Here is a 15,968-nt window from a genome sequence, read left to right on the forward strand (position 1 = left end):
GTACATGTCTCATGCAATTACAGATTTTACGATGGTCGTCAGCCGGGAAAGCACGCTTCCCGGTGTGACGGAGAATCATGCCGGGCTGCTGCGCAGAATCCTCGGCGGGAAAGGCGCTTCACTGTGGGAGCTGTCCAATCAAATGAAGATGCCGGTCCCGGCCTTCTGCTGCCTCACGGCTACCGCTTTTACAGAAACACTCCGCTATAACCACCTCAATGAACTGGTTCAGTGGATGGCACAGCCAGACCAGCCACTACCGGCCAGTGACACAGAGATCCAGTCCATGATTCAGGGCTGCAATCTGCCACAAGGTATCATCGATGACATCGCTGAATTTACCACACAGCATGCCGGTGAGCATTTTGCTGTCAGAAGCAGCGGAACCGTTGAAGATGGTGCAGAAACTTCATTTGCCGGCTTGTTTGAGTCGGTGCTGAATATACAACAGCCAGAAGATATCATTCAGGCGATTAAAACCTGCTGGTGCTCGCTGTTTAATCAGCGGGTTCAGACTTATATGACACAGCAACACACCAGCGTGCCACTTGGTATGGCCGTGGTCGTGCAGCAATTAATTCCGGCAGAAAAAAGCGGCGTACTGTTTACCGTTGATCCGGTAAGAGGCCGGGATACAGAAATGCTCATCGAAGCGACTTTTGGTCTTGGGGAAGCACTGGTATCGGGCGCTGTCACGCCCGATCAATACCGGTATGACTGGTATCAGGAAAAGGAGTCCGGCCGGACCATTGCTGAAAAGGAACATCAGTGTATCCGGCTCAATGAAGCGCCGTTTGTCCGGCTTGTTCCCCTGCCGGAAGCCGTCGCCACCCATGCGGTTTTATCACCGGAGGAAGTCAGGCAACTGGCGGATCTCGGTTTGAAAATTCAAATGCAAAGCGGTTTTCCTGTCGATATTGAGTGGGCCTGTGCAGAGAATCAGTTCTATATTCTGCAAAGCCGCCCGGTGACACAATTCGGATATAGCGCCATTGACGGGGAATGGACATCAGCAGACTACCGGGATGGTGGTGTTTCCTCCACGGTCTGTACGCCATATATGGCTTCACTGTATAAATATGCCCTTGACGGAACCATGGGCGCTTACCTTGAACGATTACGCCTCTCCCCGGCCCGCGGCAGTGTCTGGCAGAGAAGTTTCTTTGGCCGTCCGTACTGGAATTTGAGTGAAGTTAAAAAATGTCTGGTTAAAATTCCGGGTTTTAACGAACGGGTGTTTGACGAAGGCCTCGGGATTTCTCCGCGCTATCAGGGCGATGGGATCGTCAGTAAAAACACGCCGAAAACGATTCTGACCGGTCTTAAAGCCCTGATGATTATCCGGGCCAATGTGAAACGGAAATTAAAAGAAGTACCGGCATTTTCACTGAGGCAGCACCGGCGGCTGCAGGAACTGGCTGCGATGAACTTTTCAGCCATGCCGGATGATGAACTGTTCGGGTTTTATCAGTCATTTATCCGCAAAGAGTTTTTTGTCAATGAATCCACTTATTTTGACCTGATCTATGACAACACCAACCTCAACGGTTTATTTAAGGACGAAGTTGAGAAAACCCGTTTCGATATGAGTCAGTTCCCGCTGCTGATTAGTGGCCTGTCCGGTGTCTCCCACATGGCTCCGATGGAAAGACTATGGAAAATCCGCGACCTGATTATGGCCGATCAGGAAAGCCGGGATTACTGGCACAATCACAGCAGCCAGCAGATTGCTGCCGACTTACACCATGGTGAGACCGATCATCATATGAATTTAATCCGGGTTTACCTGCGCGAATTCGGCCATCACTCACAGCGGGAACTGGATATGCTGGTGCCAAGATATGCAGAAGTGCCGCAAATGGTGATTGAGCAGCTGCAGGACGTGCTGTTGCAGGGAAGCGATAAAGATCCCCGCGTGAGAAATAATGAACAACAGCTCAGAATGAATACCGTGAAAAAAGCACTGTTGCACGCGACGCCACTGCTGAAACGGCGAAAAATGGCGAAAAAGCTTGAACAGGTGCGTGAGTTTCTCTGGTGGCGGGAAGAACTGCGTGACTTGTCCATCCGTTACTATCTGTATGTCCGGAAAATTACCCTCGCCGTCGAAGAACGCCTGTTAAAAACAGGGGTGCTGGCACAAAAGGATGATGCTTTCTTCCTTGATATGCCGGATTTGGTTGCCATTGTCCGGGGAGATATCCCGCCTGATGAAGCCCGTCATCTCGTGCGTAAAAACCGGGCTTACTATCTGAGCTTTTCACATTATCAAATCGCAGATGAAGTGGGTGAACGCTACGGCATGTTTGGCGGCAATCAAACAGAAAGTACCACATCTGAAGCACTGCCGGCGGATGGCCGGGCCATGACCGGCGTATCCGGCAGTCCCGGCATGATCACCGGTGTTGCAAGAGTGGTCACCGATATTCATGATGCAGACCGTTTGCAACCGGATGACATTCTGATCACCCGCTGTACCGATCCGGGCTGGACACCCAAATTCTCTATGCTCAAAGGTGTGGTCACAGAAACCGGCGGTATTTTATCCCATGCAGCCGTCATTTGCCGGGAATACGGCATTCCCGCAGTATTGGCTGTCAAGCATGCAACCCGCCTGATTCAGGATGGAGACATCATCACGATTGATGGTAACCGGGGACATGTCATTCCACCCGTCCGCGAAACACCCTCACTGCCCTCCGGACAGGCGCACATTTCGGTTGAGCCAGAGTCTTCCGGACAAACATCTGACACCGCAAGCCATATTTTCAAAACAAAAGGCTCAAAAACAAATAGCGTAAAAGAAGCCTCTGTGCAGGAATGTCAATCATGAATATTATCGGAATTTATAACGCCCCGGCCTGCGTGACCATGCTTGGCCTGATTGCATCCGTATTCGCTTGTACACTGGCCATTAACGGCAATCATGAGTTTGCTCTGGCTGCACTCATCTGGGCCGGTATTTTTGACCTGTTTGACGGCATGGTGGCCCGCCGCGCCCCTCGGACAGAGACTGAATCCCGCTTCGGGGTTCAGATTGACTCGATTGTCGATGTCATCAGCTTTGGCATTACACCGGCCATTATCATGACCACGATGTACCACAACATCTGGACCCTGATGATTGCCGTCTTCTATGTTTGTGCCGCTGCGCAACGTCTGGCTTATTTTAATGTCCTTCAGGAATCTCACGTACCGCCGCAAAAAAACGCCCGGCAGGGTCAGCAACCGGTCAAACAAACCGCCACAAAATCGTATCTGGGCCTGCCCGTGACATTTGCAGCGCTGATTTTCGGTGTCGGTCTTTTCCCTTCCGTGTTGATGTCTGAACAGGCTGCAAACCAGTATGCTGATGGCTTGATGCTGCTGACCGGCATGCTGTTCATTACACCATTCACCATGAAAAAACCGGGCGGCATTGTCTATCTGCTGATGCCGGTGCTGGCTCTTGCGGCCACTGTATTCTGGCTTTGGCAAGGTATCAACGGAGGCTTCCATGTGGGCTGAGATTATTTTATCCGCATTGATTCTCATGCTGCCGCTGATCATTTCCGGTTCCTTTCACATGATGGTGGTCAAACGAAACTGGTTCTCTGCCTGGGCCATTCCGCTCAATGAACACGCCTTCGGCAGGAATAAAACCTGGCGGGGTATGTTGGTGATGCCGCTTGCCACCATTCCCGGCACCGTCCTGATCTGCATCCTTTACACCTGGTTCCAGCCATGGATGCTGGTTGACCTGACCACCACAGATCCGGTGTTGCTGGGCATTTTGCTTGGCATCGGCTATGTGATTCCTGAACTGCCGAATTCATGGGTCAAACGCCGGTTGAAGATTCCGCCGGGCCAGCAGGCGGCAAAAAATGCGTTCTGGTTTACGCTGATTGATCAGACGGACTCAGCCATTGGCTGCGCGATTGTATACGCACTCATGCTTGATGTGCCGGTGATCGTCTTTCTCTGGATTATTTTACTCGGCCCGCTGGTGCATCTGATTGTGAATCTCACCCTCTACAGCATTGGCCTGAGAAAACAACCCTTTTGATGTGAGGCGAAATCGTATGCCAGTACCCAATCAACCCTCAGATTCTGACCGGCGCTCCGTTTCTGAAACACGGGCCGGGCCAGTTAAACCACACCGGATTCCGCAGATACAGTACATCAACCGGGAAACCGGGCTGAAAGAAACGGAACGGGTTTATGGTGAACAAGCACTGATGTTTCTGTATCACACCCGATCCGGTGTGTTCCTGCGTAAACACCTGTTTCGTCATCCCTGGTTCAGCCACCTGAACGCGATAAAAAAGCGCCTGTGGCTCAGCCGCAGGCACATCCGTGAATTTGCGGATACTTTCGGTGTCGCGATCGATGAAGCAGAAAAACCCATCGGCGACTATCACTCGCTGGATGAATTTTTCTGCCGCCGTCTGACACCACAGGCCCGTCCTCTGTGCCCGGAGCACCGGGCGCTGCTGTCACCGGCGGATGGCCGGGTACTCTGTTACCCCATCCGGCCAGGCGCCAAAATGCAGCTCAAGGGCCAGCAGGTCAGTCTGGAAGCGCTGCTCCGGTCTGCGGAAAGCGCAGCGGCACTTGATGGCGGCACAGCCCTGGTGATCCGGCTGGCTCCCAAAGACTATCACCGTTTCCATTTTCCGTGTGACGGGACACTGGCTCACCAGAAAAATATCTCAGGACCACTGGAATCAGTGCATCCGATCGCTTTAAGCAGTGGCGCCCAAAGTTTCCTGAATAAACGCACGATCACCACCATCACATCACCGCACTTCGGGGAGATTGTCATGGCAGAAATTGGTGCCCTGACGATTGGCACCATCGAACAAACATTCAGTGGCACGACCTTTTCACGGGGTCAGGAAAAAGGCTGTTTTCGTTTTGGCGGCTCAACCGTCGTCCTGCTGTGGGGCCCCGAAGGCCCGACAGTCGATGCAGACATCCTGGCCAACAGCACCAGCGGCATTGAAACACTGGTGAAATACGGCACACAAATCGCTGCCCTGCATAACAATTAACAGATTTAACATCATCGACAGATTCAACGACCATGAAACAAAACTACATTATTCATACACCAAATGATGCCGCTGAAAAGCAGGCACAGCTCGGCGGTAAAGCGGGCAACCTGTTCCGCCTTCAGTCGGCGGGGCTCAAAGTCCCTGAGTTTATCTGCATCTCTGCAGAGGCATACCGTCAGTCAACCGCCGCCATCCGGCCACAAATCCGGCAATATCTGGACCAGTGCCAGTTCGGCTCGCTCGACTCACTCACCGCAACGGCCAAAGCAATACAGGCCCTGATTTTGTCTTGTGAACTCCCCGAAGCCCTGTGTCAGGCGCTGGAGGAACACCTCAATCACTTTGAAACGACGACGCAGTTCTCCGTCCGTTCATCAGCCATCAGTGAAGATGGTGACCGAAACTCCTTTGCCGGACAGCTCGGTACATGGCTGAATGTCAGTGGTGCCGATATTCAGGCCAAAATCAAAGCCTGCTGGGCCAGTGCTTTTGAACCCGGCGTGCTGACTTATATTCACCAGCGCACCAATATCCGTCATGAAGAGAATGCGGTTGCCGTGGTAATTCAGCGGATGGTGCATGCTGTCAGTTCAGGCGTCATGTTTCAGGCTGACCCGCAAAACGGGCTGGAAAAACTGGCCATTGCCGCCGGTTACGGACTGGGAGAAGGCATTGTTGGCGACAAGGTAGAAACCGATTTATACCTCTTTGATAAACCTACCCGGACATGGCAGCTGCACATCGAAGAGAAACAGCGGCAACTGCGCAGTCATCCCGGAGGCGGCACGCAGGAAACCAGAGTACAACCGGACCTGCAAAAACAGGCGGTGCTTTCTGAGCAGCAGCGGCTGGCCCTGCTGCAGGCTTCAGACCAGATAGCCCGGATTTATACCACCTGGCAGGATATCGAATGGTCGTTCGATCACAGCGGGCAACTTTATATTCTGCAGTCCCGCCCGATCACAACGATTCCCGCCGGACATGAACGTGTCTTTGATAACTGTAATATTGCAGAAAGCTATCCGGGTATCATTCTGCCGATGACATTTTCCATCGTCCGCAATGATTATTATCACTGCATGAAAGGCACGATGCAGATGCTGGGTATCCCGGCCAGTGTGATCAAAGACCGGGAAGACGTGTTACAGCATCTGGTCGGATTTATTCATGGCCGCACGTATTACAACATCAGTAACTGGTACCGGATATTTCTGACCATTCCTTATTTTAAACAACGGTTTATTCACTTTTTTGAACAAATGGTCGGCACCGACGGTTCCTTCACCGACAATCTGGATGACATGCCGCTCAGCCGCTCAGCGCGTTTGAGAACAGCGGTGATGTTTCCGCTGAAACTGGGCTATTACGCACTGCGCCACCGGCAGATGATCAACAAATATTTTGCGATTACCGCTGAAATCCGCCGGGATTACGAAGCCATTGATACCGACAATGCCGGTTCTGATACGCTCATCGCAGCACTGCATCAGCTGGTGATCCGGTTTACCGAATCGATGGCGTTCCCGCTGCTCAATGATTTTTATGCCATGTCCTTTATGGCGCTGACCCGCGAGCAGTTTGCCAGGGCCGGTATTGCCGATGCAGATAATCTCATCAATCAGTTACTCGGCAATCAGTCGGTAGAGAGCACCAAACCTGTTGATTCCCTCAATACCCTGATCACACAGGTTCGACGCGATGAACAACTGCAGTCCTGTTTAAAACGGCTGAAACAGATGCCACATCTGAACCAGCCACAGGCGCTCGCCAGTGCGCTGACTCACGAAGGATACACAGCTTTTGCCGCGGCGCTGAAAGGGCATATTGAACGCTACGGCTACCGGTCCCCGAAAGAACTGATTATGGAAGCCAGTACTTTCCACGAAAATCCATTCCATTTACTGCATATCCTGCTCGAGTCAGCGGCACAGGAACCGTCAGAGCCAGCACCAGCGACCGATGCCGGACCGCAGCTGGAAGCCGCACTCAGTCAGAGTAAGAAAAAACGCTGGCTGAAATGGTTACTGAAGAAAACACGCCAGGCGATTGCTAACCGCGAAGCCACCCGTCTGGACCGGGGGCTGCATTTCTCTTTCTTCAGAACCCTGCTCCACCATATCGGTCACCGTCTGGTCAGCGAAAATATGCTCACCCGGGCGGAGGATATTTTCTATCTGACATTATCTGAACTGGAAGATTTTCGTCAGGGTTGCGGCGTCACCTCAGACTTCAGGCCGTTAGTGGCACTGAGAAAGAATGAGGTAAAAAATCAGGAGCGAAAAACGCAGGATAACAAAATATTTACCCGCGGCAGCGTTTATGCCAATACAATCCCGGATATCCGGCTGAATTTACAAGACAATCCGGATATATTAAAAGGCGTCGGCTGTGCCGGAGACCGGGTCAGTGCACCCGCACGGATTATCACCGACCCGTCTCAGGGCTCTGACCTGAAAGGCCGGATTATGGTCTCAGAAACAACCGATCCGGGTTGGGTATTTTTAATGACGATGTCAGCGGGGTTAATCTCAGAACGGGGCAGCCTGCTGTCTCATACTGCCATTATTGGCCGGGAACTGGGCATTCCGACGGTGGTTGGCGTGAAACACGCCACCCGTTATATTCAGGATGGCAGCCCAATCACCCTGAACGGAAAAACCGGGGAAATTCATCTGAATGAAGCAAAGAACCCGGCGGTTTCTCCCGTGTCTGAAACGGATTCAGCCACCGGAGCAGAGCAACTGCCAGCCTGACGCGGCCGTCCGTCCCTCCCCCTGAAAAAGGGGGAGAGTCTGATAAGAGGGACAAGGGTATGATAAGAGAAACAGGAGTCTGTTTTGTGGCGTAAAGTATTCAAAATCATAGGTCTGTACAGCCGGGAACGCAGTCCTGCCGGGATCACCCTGCTGATTTCGGTTCTGTTGCTGGCCCCCGTCATCAAACATCCCGTCCACCCGGTCGTCCTGTTTACCGGCATACTTTCAGCAGTGTTGATGTTATTCCTGATTCGCCTGTCTGATGATTTATGCGATCTGGGGATTGATCGCATCGCTCACCCGGAGCGCCTGCTGTGCCGCGATCAATTCAGTGTGTCTATTCTGAAACGATGTCGCTGGCTGGTAACAGGGCCGCTCATCGTCATGAATACTGTGGCGGCAGCCCACCCTGTTGCCATGCTGATTTTTTTACTGTCCGCCCTGCTGATTTGCAGCTTATTTTTTTTCATCAAGCCCTGGCTGCCAACCTTGGTTCATACCGCATTGCTGAATGCGATGCTGGGTATTTTTCCCTGTTATGCCGGGGTATTAACCACCGGGCACATCGGGATGGCACACCTGCTGATGGCGCTTTTCTTCTGGCTCGGCAGCTTTGCCCATGATTTATCTCACTCGCTGCTGGATACGGCGCACACCCCTCCCGGTCAGCTCAAACCACTGAACCGGTTCAACCAGAAAACACTGGCGATGACATCACTGGCCCTTTATTTACTCAGTGCCGGCACCGGTTATCTGCTGTTTCACTATCAGGCAGTCAGCTCTGTTTTCCTGGCCGCACTTGGCATTTGCACACTGGTGATCATACGTCTGGAATGCGCACTCATCCGCCATCCGACCCGCAATACAGCCCGGCCGTTTTACGTCTGGGGCTACCTGTTCTTTCTGCTACCGGTGCTGGCCGACATCGCTTTCCACCTGTTTCACTGAGCAACCTGATCTGAGCGCGCTCAGCCGCTACCGGCGCTGTCGCTAACCACTTTTTCCATCAGAAAATTGTTAAGGATTTGTCCGCGTATCTCACATGCGTTTTCACGAACCACCGAAAACCCCATGTGTTCATAAAACGGTCTGGCGGTCAGACTGACTTCGGAATAAAACCGGGTCATCCCGGCTTTTGCCCCGGTCTCCAGCACATGCTGCATCAGTGCTGTTCCCACACCCAGCCCCTGATATTGATGATGGCAGAAAAAATGGTCAATCAAACCATCCGGCTGTAAATCGGTATAGCCGACAATTGTCCCGTTGATTTCAGCCACAACCGGCTGATTATCATCCATCTTCTGCTGCCAGATCGCCATATCAAATCCCTCCGGCGCCCATGCTTGTGTCTGGGCCGGTGAATAATCCCGAATGTTGATATGGCGCACCGTATGATAAAAAAGTTGCCACAACATCGGGGCATCACTGGATTGATAAGCCCGGATAGTGAGTGCTGTCAATGTCTTTTCCCCGCAGATTATTCTGATTTTCAGTAAGGTATCGAATTCTGATCACCCGGACAACCGGAAAAATAATGTAGGCATCGGCCTTCACCTTGGTTATAGTTGATTATATTTATCCAGATCCGGAGACAAATATGCCAGAAAAATGCCGGTGGTATTGTGTCACTTCGGTGTTGCTTTGCCTGCTTTTAGCCGGGTGTTCCGGACAGTTTTTGTTTCGCAATATCGACTGGTTCGTACGTGATTATGTGGATGACTATGTCTCACTCACGGATGCGCAGGAAGAGATACTGGATGAAGAAGTTCACCGCATCCAGCGCTGGATGATTCATCATGCAGTCGCAGAATACATCCGCTTTCTTGATCAGCTCTCCGGACTCAACCCGGCTGAGATTTCATCCGGTGAATTCTCATCACTCCGGCAACAAACACTGGTGTTTACCCGCACACTGATGAAACAGGCAGCCCCTGCAATCACCCGCCTTTCAGAAACGTTCACGCCAGAACAGTCCCAGCAATTTATCTCGGCTTTACACCAGCGCCATCATGATCTGAATAAAAAATATCTGTTTGGGACTGCCGAAGAACTCAGGGAAAAAGCCGAAAAACGCATCCGGGAACGTCTGGAAACATGGCTGGGCGATCTGACGCCAGAACAAAATCAAACGATCCGGGTCTGGATCAACCATAACGATATGAATTCACGGACCTGGCGAACCTGGCAGCACAAGCTGGAAGCGGAAGCACAGTCTTTGATGGACCAGAGAAAAAAGCCGGCAAGCTTTCAGGCCCGGCTCAATGACTTATTACAAAATACAGAAAGCTATTACCCTCCTGGCTTTCGCAGGCTGGTTGAACATAATCAGCGCACCAGTCAGACTTATCTGTTGCAAATCATCCACCAGATGACTCCGGCCCAGACAAAACATTTCCGGCAAGAAATACAGGACTGGAAAGATATCGCACTGGAAATTCAAAACACGGTCATCAAATAACGTCAGGGTGACCGGAAAGTATGATGATACGGTCATAAACCTCTCGCCAGCCGCCACGCCACCCGTTATGATAACGCTTTCTGTTCATAGCGCTTTTTGTTCATAGCGCTTTTTGTTCATGGCGCTGTCTGTTCATAGCGCTTTCTCTGTTCATACTGCGTATTAATCCTGAAAGGTAAGGAATCATTAATGTCTGTCTGTGCTGTACTCTTCGATATGGATGGCCTGCTGCTTGATAGCGAACGGCCGGCGCTGAAAAACTTTCAGGCGACCTGCCGGCAGTTTGGTCTGAATGATTTTACGGAAGTGTATCTGACCTGTATCGGCACCAACCTCGCCCGGACGCACGAGATTTTACAGCAAGCCATGGGACAGGTGGTCGATTATCCGGCATTCGCCCAAACGCGGGAGGAAAATTATCAGGCGCTGCTCGCGCAGGGAAATGTACCGCTGAAACCCGGCGCTTCTGAACTCCTTCAACAACTTCAGGCACTGGGCATGCCTATGGCAGTCGCCACATCGACCCACCGGGAACGCGCATTACTGAAACTTCGCCAGACCGGGCTGACCGGTTATTTTCAGACGGTGATCGGCGGCGATCAGGTCACACACAGTAAACCTGCCCCGGAAATTTATCTGAAAGCCGCCGCCGCATTGAATATCGCTCCGGCAGATTGCCTCGTACTGGAAGATTCAGCCAATGGTGTGCGTGCCGGTGTCGCAGCCGGTATGCAGGTCATTCAGATCCCGGATCTCATTCAGCCGGATGCGCAGCTGCTGACGCTGGGACATACGGTCTGTGACAGCCTGACCGAAGTACCCCGGCACTGTACATTCACTCCTGCAAACATTTCTGCGGTTGATTCATGTTGTCATTAAGGAGAATACGATGACCCTCACCCACTGGCTACCCTTTTTCACCATTTGTTTGCTGGGCGCGATGTCTCCCGGTCCCAGCCTGGCTATTGTCGCCCGGCATGCTTTGGCAGGCAATCGTTTGAACGGGCTGGCGGCGGCATGGGCGCACGCCTGCGGCATTGCTTTCTATGCGTTTATCACGATGTCAGGTCTGGCGATTATCCTCCGGCAACACCCGACGTTGTTTCAGGCCATCAGCTATGCCGGCGCTATCTATCTTGCTTATCTTGGTTTCAGGGCACTCCGGTCTCAAAATGGTCTGGCAGCTAAACTGGAATCAGGCCAGCAAACCTCCGTGTTACAATCGGCCCGTGAAGGCGCACTGATCTCCTTGCTGAATCCGAAAATTGCCTTGTTTTTTATCGCGCTGTTCAGCCAGTTTGTCGCACTGGGTCATGAGATAACCGGCCGGATCATTATCGTTGCCACACCGGCGGTAGTGGATGGTTTGTGGTACAGCCTGGTGACATTGTTGCTGTCAAGTGCACACGTGGTCGACCGTATCCGGTCCAAAGCCGTGATGGTTGATCGCCTGTCAGGAATCGTATTGATTTTACTGGCTGTCCGGGTTCTTTTCGTTATCTGACCGCCCGGACAGAACACGCCCCGGAGTCACCATTCAATCCGGATCGGGGTGCCGACTTTGACCAGCGCCATAAATTCGTCCATTTCGTGGTTGGTTAACGCAATACAGCCATCGGTCCAGTTAAACCGCTGAGCCACATGACCCAGACTGCCGAAACCATTTTTTTGTCCGTGGACCATGATCAACCCACCGGGGGAAACCCCGGCTTTTCTGGCGTTGGCGATGTCCTGCTCATTCGGATAGCTGATATGCATCGCCCGGTAAAAGGACGAATCTTCTTTTTTATAGTCCAGTGTATACGTCCCTTCGGGCGTTTTTTCATCCCCCTGCTGCCGTTTGTGACCTTTCGGATTCGCACCCAGCGCAATTCGAAACTGTTTCACCACCTGATTCCCGTTCATCAGATACATTATCCGCTCGGATTTATCAACTTTCACCAGATCAACGCTGGCGTATCCGGGCAGGGAAATCAGGCAAACCATCAACAACATCAATTTCATAAGGAAGTGATCATCTCTCATCGCTGACTCAAAAACCTCCGGGTCATCAGGGCGTGTTTAAAGCGGTCATGGTATGTCGGTTTAATTTTAGTTCAGACCGAATCAATCGTCAGGTGTCCGTCTCTTCTCTCAGCCAGTTTTTGAACACCTCAATCCGGGCCAGACGAGACGATTCGGGATCATGCCAGATATCAAACCGTAAACCGGGTGTCAGCGCAATATCAAATGGCTTGACCAGCAGTCCACGCTCAATAAAATCATCTGCAAAACTCAGTGGTGCCAGACATGCCCCATGCCCGGCAGCCACTGCATTCAGCGCCATATCAAACGTCGTCACTTCCATCCACATCACATCTTCACCCGACATTGCAACACCCGCGACCTGAAACCAGTGCTGCCATGAAGTATGCTGCGCATCAATCCCTTCGATGAGCCAGCATTTCAGCAACTGTTCTGGTGTGGTGAATTTTATTGATTCTGCCAGTTCAGGCGAACAGAAAGGAATCAGTGCTTCCTCAAAAAGTAACTCTTTGTGAAAGCGGCGATTATCGAGTTCCGTAATCAGATTCTGCCAGATAGCCACGTCCACACGGGTATAGTCCTGATCGGGAATTTCACAGCAGGAATAAACCCGGACCTGAATCTTCGGATAACGCATGGTAAACTTCCACAGTTTGGGCATCAGCCAGCGGGAAGCAAATGACGGGGTTGTATACACCTCCAGCGGGCCTTCTACCGGCTCCGACTGAATCGTATTCAGCCCGGAGATGATCTGTCCGAAGCCATCATTCACCCGCTCAAACAGAATTTCTCCTTTGCGCGTCAGCCGCATATCACGTTTATGACGGACAAAGAGTTTGCAATCCAGCGCCTCTTCTAACTGGCGTATTTTCTGACTGACAGCCGCCTGACTCACACATAATTCACGGGCTGCTTTGGTGTAACTGCCCAACCGGGCGGACACTTCAAAATACCGCAGCCCTGAGAGCCATCTTAATCGTTTATCCATAAGCTTTACTTATTATTTATATAATCATTCATCGTTCGTCTTTCCTGTTGATAATACGCATACTGACGCCATTATGTCACGTCAATGGAATCATAATGATGATAAAAATGGTACTTCAATGGGATATCAGCTTCCGTATTTCACTGAAAAAGCGTGATTTTGTATGGCAAACACGTTCACATTCAACCAAACCTTCCACCCTGCCGGAATGCTTTTCAGTGCACCTCAGAAAAGACACCGGCCTGCCCACAGAGCAGGATGATCAGAGTGATTATCGTAAATATTTATAACTTCAGCTTAAGTAGCATAACCTGACATGGATGCCTGTCAGTCACTGACTGCGTATTTTCTGATTGCGCAACCGTCCTATCTGATGCAGCATATTCATCACATCATTCACAACAAAGGAATTCATATGTTGATCAGCAATCTGGAAGTGGTTCCCGGAAAAACAATTACCCGGCATCTGGGCCTGGTTCAGGGCAGTACTGTCCGGGCAAAGAATGTCGGACGCGATATAATGGCTGGCCTGAAAAATATCACCGGCGGAGAACTCAAAGGTTATACCGAACTGCTGGAAGAATCCCGCGCGGAAGCGATGGCGCGAATGAAAGCACAGGCCGAATCCATTGGCGCCAATGCGGTAATTAATGTTCGCTTCTCGACGTCTTCTGTTGCTCAGGGAGCTTCCGAGATCTTTATTTACGGAACGGCTGTTGTCGTGGAGTAATGCCATGAACGCCATTCTTTCCCTGATTACATTTATCGTCCTGATTAGCATTGGCTATTTTGCCGGACGCTGGCTTGAAAAACGCCATTATCAGCGCATATTTCAGCGTGAAGAAATATTTCGTGATTTGGTGGTCATTCCGGGACGCCAAATCCCTGCCGGTGTGACTGAGACCACACTCGTTTGTGGCAGTGTGGTGATTTCCGTCGACTACTTTAAAAGGATTCTGGCCGGATTGCGGATGATTTTTGGTGGCCGGCTGAACAGTTATGAAAGCCTGCTGGACCGGGCCCGCCGTGAAGCGATTCTCCGGGTTCAGGAACAGGCGAGCGACCTGAATGCTTTTGCAGTCTATAATCTGAAGATGGAAACTTCATCGGTCTCGAAGGGGCGCGGTAACAACATAGGCAGTATTGAAGTGATTGCTTATGGTACCGCACTGATCAAATGACATTCCCACAGAAAAATCCGCGTATTCCGGAAGGGATTAATAACCCCGCAGCCCACCCGCTGCGGGAGTTGATTTTTCTCGGATCAGGTTTATGTATCCTGCTGCTGTTAACGGCTGTACTCATCTGGACGATGTTCACACATTTCGCCCAATGGATTCCGGTTCGCTGGGAAGCCCGGATCGCTCCGGACATCTCTACCCCGGCTGAATATCAGGCCTCCCGCCAACAGCTGCAAGCCCGTCTGGATCAACTGCTCACAGCAATGAACACAGCTTCGCCATCTACAGCGTTTGACCCCGGTGTCTCCATTGAACTCAATATGATGAAAAGCGATGAAGCCAATGCTTTTGCAACTCTCGGCCCGCAGATTTTTGTCACCACAGCCCTGCTCGATGAGGTTCACTCTCAAATCGGGCTGGATATGGTGCTGGCGCATGAAGCGGCACATATTGTCCACCGCGATCCGATCCGGACGCTGGCGGGAACTCTGGGTGTGCAACTGCTGATGTCAATGGTGACAGGCAATACACAGGTCGCCACACTCAGCGGAAGCGGCAGCCAGCTGTTACTGCTCCGCTACAGCCGGGAACAGGAAACCGCAGCCGACGAGCTGGCCCTGAAAACACTCTGGCGGGTTCATGGAACGTTAAGCGGTGCAGACGAGTTTTTTCAGCAAATTCTGAATAAAGACAACCATAGACTCCCTACATTTCTGCTCTCTCACCCGCATCCTCAGGCCCGGATTGAGCACATCCGCCAGATGATGCAGCAATACGACTTTTAAATCGACGAATCACTGGCTTATGCCAAGGCCATCGGTGCAGATCCCATCATGCAGTTACCGACACTCAAGGATAAAAACGGCAATGATGCCAGCGTTGCAGGCTGGCATGTTTCTCAATCATCAACTATTGCTGAAATGCCGGACGGGCTGCAATCATTTGTTGCCAGCGCAACAAATGCGGATAAGCCTCCATTGGCAGTTCCAGCGCATTTTTCGCCATAGTAAACGTCACAAAGGCGGTAATATCTGCAACCGTAAACCGGTCACCGGCAATGTATTCACTTTCACTCAGCCGGTCATTGAGCTGTTCTAAAAAGCGGATACTGCGCTGCTTAGCTTCCTCTCCCCATTCGGCCACACAATTTTCGCGGTCTTTATAAATTGCGGTGAGATGACGAAATGCAAACGACACCATTTGTAATCCCTCACACTCCACAATCCGCTGCCACATTTCAACCTGCGCTTTTTCTTTCGCTCCCGTGCCAAACAATGCTTTATCGTTCCCGACGCTTTCATCGAAATAGCGACAGATAGCAAGACTTTCACAAATCGTGCTGCCGTCATCCAGCTCCAGCATGGGCACTTTTCCGTTCACACACTTGCGTACATAGTCCGGATCCAGGTTATCGCCTTGCCGGACGTTGATCTCAACCCGCTCTGCTTCAGCGCCGATTTCTTTGAGAAAAAAGCTCACCCGCAGGCAATTCGGTAATCCATTCATTTGGTAAATTTTCATTCA

17 protein-coding genes are annotated in these 15,968 nt (G+C 51.4%); 13 read left to right on the top strand and 4 right to left on the bottom strand.

What is annotated here, in order from left to right:
- The first annotated feature begins 4 nt into the window (after positions 1 to 4).
- From OCV29_RS09930 to OCV29_RS09955, 6 genes are all read left to right on the top strand, one after another.
- Complete coding sequence (locus tag OCV29_RS09930; protein WP_261887314.1) at positions 5 to 2,833, top strand: PEP/pyruvate-binding domain-containing protein; 2,829 nt, start codon at positions 5 to 7, stop codon at positions 2,831 to 2,833.
- Positions 2,830 to 3,507 (top strand): CDP-alcohol phosphatidyltransferase family protein, encoded by a 678-nt coding sequence (locus OCV29_RS09935; RefSeq protein WP_073603969.1) that lies wholly within the window; start codon positions 2,830 to 2,832, stop codon positions 3,505 to 3,507. Before OCV29_RS09930 ends, OCV29_RS09935 begins: the two co-directional genes overlap by 4 nt.
- A complete protein-coding gene (locus tag OCV29_RS09940) occupies positions 3,497 to 4,045 on the top strand; it encodes a CDP-archaeol synthase (RefSeq protein ID WP_084193323.1) in 549 nt (182 codons plus the stop codon). Before OCV29_RS09935 ends, OCV29_RS09940 begins: the two co-directional genes overlap by 11 nt.
- 16 nt (positions 4,046 to 4,061) lie before the next feature.
- Entirely contained in the window at positions 4,062 to 5,033 is a 972-nt protein-coding gene (locus tag OCV29_RS09945; protein WP_084193322.1) for a phosphatidylserine decarboxylase, read from the top strand.
- Between the two features lie 32 nt (positions 5,034 to 5,065).
- Positions 5,066 to 7,789, top strand: a complete 2,724-nt coding sequence (locus OCV29_RS09950; protein ID WP_073603968.1) for a PEP/pyruvate-binding domain-containing protein — start codon at positions 5,066 to 5,068, stop codon at positions 7,787 to 7,789.
- A gap of 84 nt (positions 7,790 to 7,873) precedes the next feature.
- On the top strand, positions 7,874 to 8,740 hold the full coding sequence (locus tag OCV29_RS09955; RefSeq protein ID WP_073603967.1) for a hypothetical protein: 867 nt from the start codon (positions 7,874 to 7,876) through the stop codon (positions 8,738 to 8,740).
- Between the two features lie 20 nt (positions 8,741 to 8,760).
- On the opposite strand, the gene OCV29_RS09960 is transcribed toward OCV29_RS09955, so the two are convergent.
- Complete coding sequence (locus OCV29_RS09960; protein WP_073603985.1) at positions 8,761 to 9,207, bottom strand: GNAT family N-acetyltransferase; 447 nt, start codon at positions 9,205 to 9,207, stop codon at positions 8,761 to 8,763.
- Between the two features lie 182 nt (positions 9,208 to 9,389).
- Here OCV29_RS09960 and OCV29_RS09965 point away from each other — a divergent pair, with 182 nt between their 5' ends.
- From OCV29_RS09965 to OCV29_RS09975, 3 genes are all read left to right on the top strand, one after another.
- Positions 9,390 to 10,250 (top strand): DUF6279 family lipoprotein, encoded by an 861-nt coding sequence (locus OCV29_RS09965; protein ID WP_073603966.1) that lies wholly within the window; start codon positions 9,390 to 9,392, stop codon positions 10,248 to 10,250.
- Positions 10,251 to 10,439: 189 nt separating this feature from the next.
- Positions 10,440 to 11,129 (top strand): HAD family hydrolase, encoded by a 690-nt coding sequence (locus tag OCV29_RS09970; RefSeq protein ID WP_073603965.1) that lies wholly within the window; start codon positions 10,440 to 10,442, stop codon positions 11,127 to 11,129.
- A gap of 10 nt (positions 11,130 to 11,139) precedes the next feature.
- Positions 11,140 to 11,754, top strand: coding sequence for a LysE family translocator (locus tag OCV29_RS09975; RefSeq protein ID WP_073603964.1), 615 nt, complete (start codon positions 11,140 to 11,142; stop codon positions 11,752 to 11,754).
- 26 nt (positions 11,755 to 11,780) lie between these two features.
- On the opposite strand, the gene OCV29_RS09980 is transcribed toward OCV29_RS09975, so the two are convergent.
- Together OCV29_RS09980 and OCV29_RS09985 are read right to left on the bottom strand one after the other, a co-directional pair.
- Positions 11,781 to 12,254, bottom strand: coding sequence for a L,D-transpeptidase family protein (locus OCV29_RS09980; RefSeq protein ID WP_073603984.1), 474 nt, complete (start codon positions 12,252 to 12,254; stop codon positions 11,781 to 11,783).
- A 109-nt stretch (positions 12,255 to 12,363) separates the two neighbouring features.
- Positions 12,364 to 13,263, bottom strand: coding sequence for a LysR substrate-binding domain-containing protein (locus tag OCV29_RS09985; RefSeq protein ID WP_073603963.1), 900 nt, complete (start codon positions 13,261 to 13,263; stop codon positions 12,364 to 12,366).
- A 95-nt stretch (positions 13,264 to 13,358) separates the two neighbouring features.
- Between OCV29_RS09985 and OCV29_RS09990 the strand changes: the two genes are divergently transcribed.
- From OCV29_RS09990 to OCV29_RS10005, 4 genes are all read left to right on the top strand, one after another.
- The gene (locus OCV29_RS09990) at positions 13,359 to 13,553 is read left to right on the top strand and encodes a hypothetical protein (RefSeq protein WP_073603962.1); all 195 of its coding nucleotides are present in this window, start codon (positions 13,359 to 13,361) and stop codon (positions 13,551 to 13,553) included.
- A gap of 125 nt (positions 13,554 to 13,678) precedes the next feature.
- Positions 13,679 to 13,993, top strand: coding sequence for a YbjQ family protein (locus tag OCV29_RS09995; protein ID WP_073603983.1), 315 nt, complete (start codon positions 13,679 to 13,681; stop codon positions 13,991 to 13,993).
- Between the two features lie 4 nt (positions 13,994 to 13,997).
- Positions 13,998 to 14,444, top strand: coding sequence for a YbjQ family protein (locus OCV29_RS10000; protein ID WP_073603961.1), 447 nt, complete (start codon positions 13,998 to 14,000; stop codon positions 14,442 to 14,444).
- The gene (locus OCV29_RS10005; RefSeq protein ID WP_073603960.1) at positions 14,441 to 15,229 is read left to right on the top strand and encodes a M48 family metallopeptidase; all 789 of its coding nucleotides are present in this window, start codon (positions 14,441 to 14,443) and stop codon (positions 15,227 to 15,229) included. Before OCV29_RS10000 ends, OCV29_RS10005 begins: the two co-directional genes overlap by 4 nt.
- A 124-nt stretch (positions 15,230 to 15,353) precedes the next feature.
- Here the strand turns inward: OCV29_RS10005 and OCV29_RS10010 are convergent, their stop codons facing one another.
- Entirely contained in the window at positions 15,354 to 15,965 is a 612-nt protein-coding gene (locus OCV29_RS10010; protein ID WP_073603959.1) for a glutathione S-transferase family protein, read from the bottom strand.
- Positions 15,966 to 15,968 lie beyond the last annotated feature (3 nt).

The sequence above is a fragment of the Vibrio aerogenes genome (genome assembly GCF_024346755.1).
GTDB lineage: Bacteria > Pseudomonadota > Gammaproteobacteria > Enterobacterales > Vibrionaceae > Vibrio > Vibrio aerogenes.

Bases quoted from the DNA above. Each gene is read 5' to 3' on its own strand.
- OCV29_RS09980 (WP_073603984.1), bottom strand. From the start codon at position 12,254: ATGAAATTGATGTTGTTGATGGTTTGCCTGATTTCCCTGCCCGGATAC.
- OCV29_RS09975 (WP_073603964.1), top strand. From the start codon at position 11,140: ATGACCCTCACCCACTGGCTACCCTTTTTCACCATTTGTTTGCTGGGC.
- OCV29_RS09990 (WP_073603962.1), top strand. From the start codon at position 13,359: ATGATGATAAAAATGGTACTTCAATGGGATATCAGCTTCCGTATTTCA.
- OCV29_RS09995 (WP_073603983.1), top strand. From the start codon at position 13,679: ATGTTGATCAGCAATCTGGAAGTGGTTCCCGGAAAAACAATTACCCGG.
- OCV29_RS10010 (WP_073603959.1), bottom strand. From the start codon at position 15,965: ATGAAAATTTACCAAATGAATGGATTACCGAATTGCCTGCGGGTGAGC.
- OCV29_RS09960 (WP_073603985.1), bottom strand. From the start codon at position 9,207: ATGTTGTGGCAACTTTTTTATCATACGGTGCGCCATATCAACATTCGG.
- OCV29_RS09970 (WP_073603965.1), top strand. From the start codon at position 10,440: ATGTCTGTCTGTGCTGTACTCTTCGATATGGATGGCCTGCTGCTTGAT.
- OCV29_RS10000 (WP_073603961.1), top strand. From the start codon at position 13,998: ATGAACGCCATTCTTTCCCTGATTACATTTATCGTCCTGATTAGCATT.
- OCV29_RS09945 (WP_084193322.1), top strand. From the start codon at position 4,062: ATGCCAGTACCCAATCAACCCTCAGATTCTGACCGGCGCTCCGTTTCT.
- OCV29_RS09935 (WP_073603969.1), top strand. From the start codon at position 2,830: ATGAATATTATCGGAATTTATAACGCCCCGGCCTGCGTGACCATGCTT.
- OCV29_RS09965 (WP_073603966.1), top strand. From the start codon at position 9,390: ATGCCAGAAAAATGCCGGTGGTATTGTGTCACTTCGGTGTTGCTTTGC.
- OCV29_RS09985 (WP_073603963.1), bottom strand. From the start codon at position 13,263: ATGGATAAACGATTAAGATGGCTCTCAGGGCTGCGGTATTTTGAAGTG.
- OCV29_RS09940 (WP_084193323.1), top strand. From the start codon at position 3,497: ATGTGGGCTGAGATTATTTTATCCGCATTGATTCTCATGCTGCCGCTG.
- OCV29_RS10005 (WP_073603960.1), top strand. From the start codon at position 14,441: ATGACATTCCCACAGAAAAATCCGCGTATTCCGGAAGGGATTAATAAC.
- OCV29_RS09950 (WP_073603968.1), top strand. From the start codon at position 5,066: ATGAAACAAAACTACATTATTCATACACCAAATGATGCCGCTGAAAAG.
- OCV29_RS09930 (WP_261887314.1), top strand. From the start codon at position 5: ATGTCTCATGCAATTACAGATTTTACGATGGTCGTCAGCCGGGAAAGC.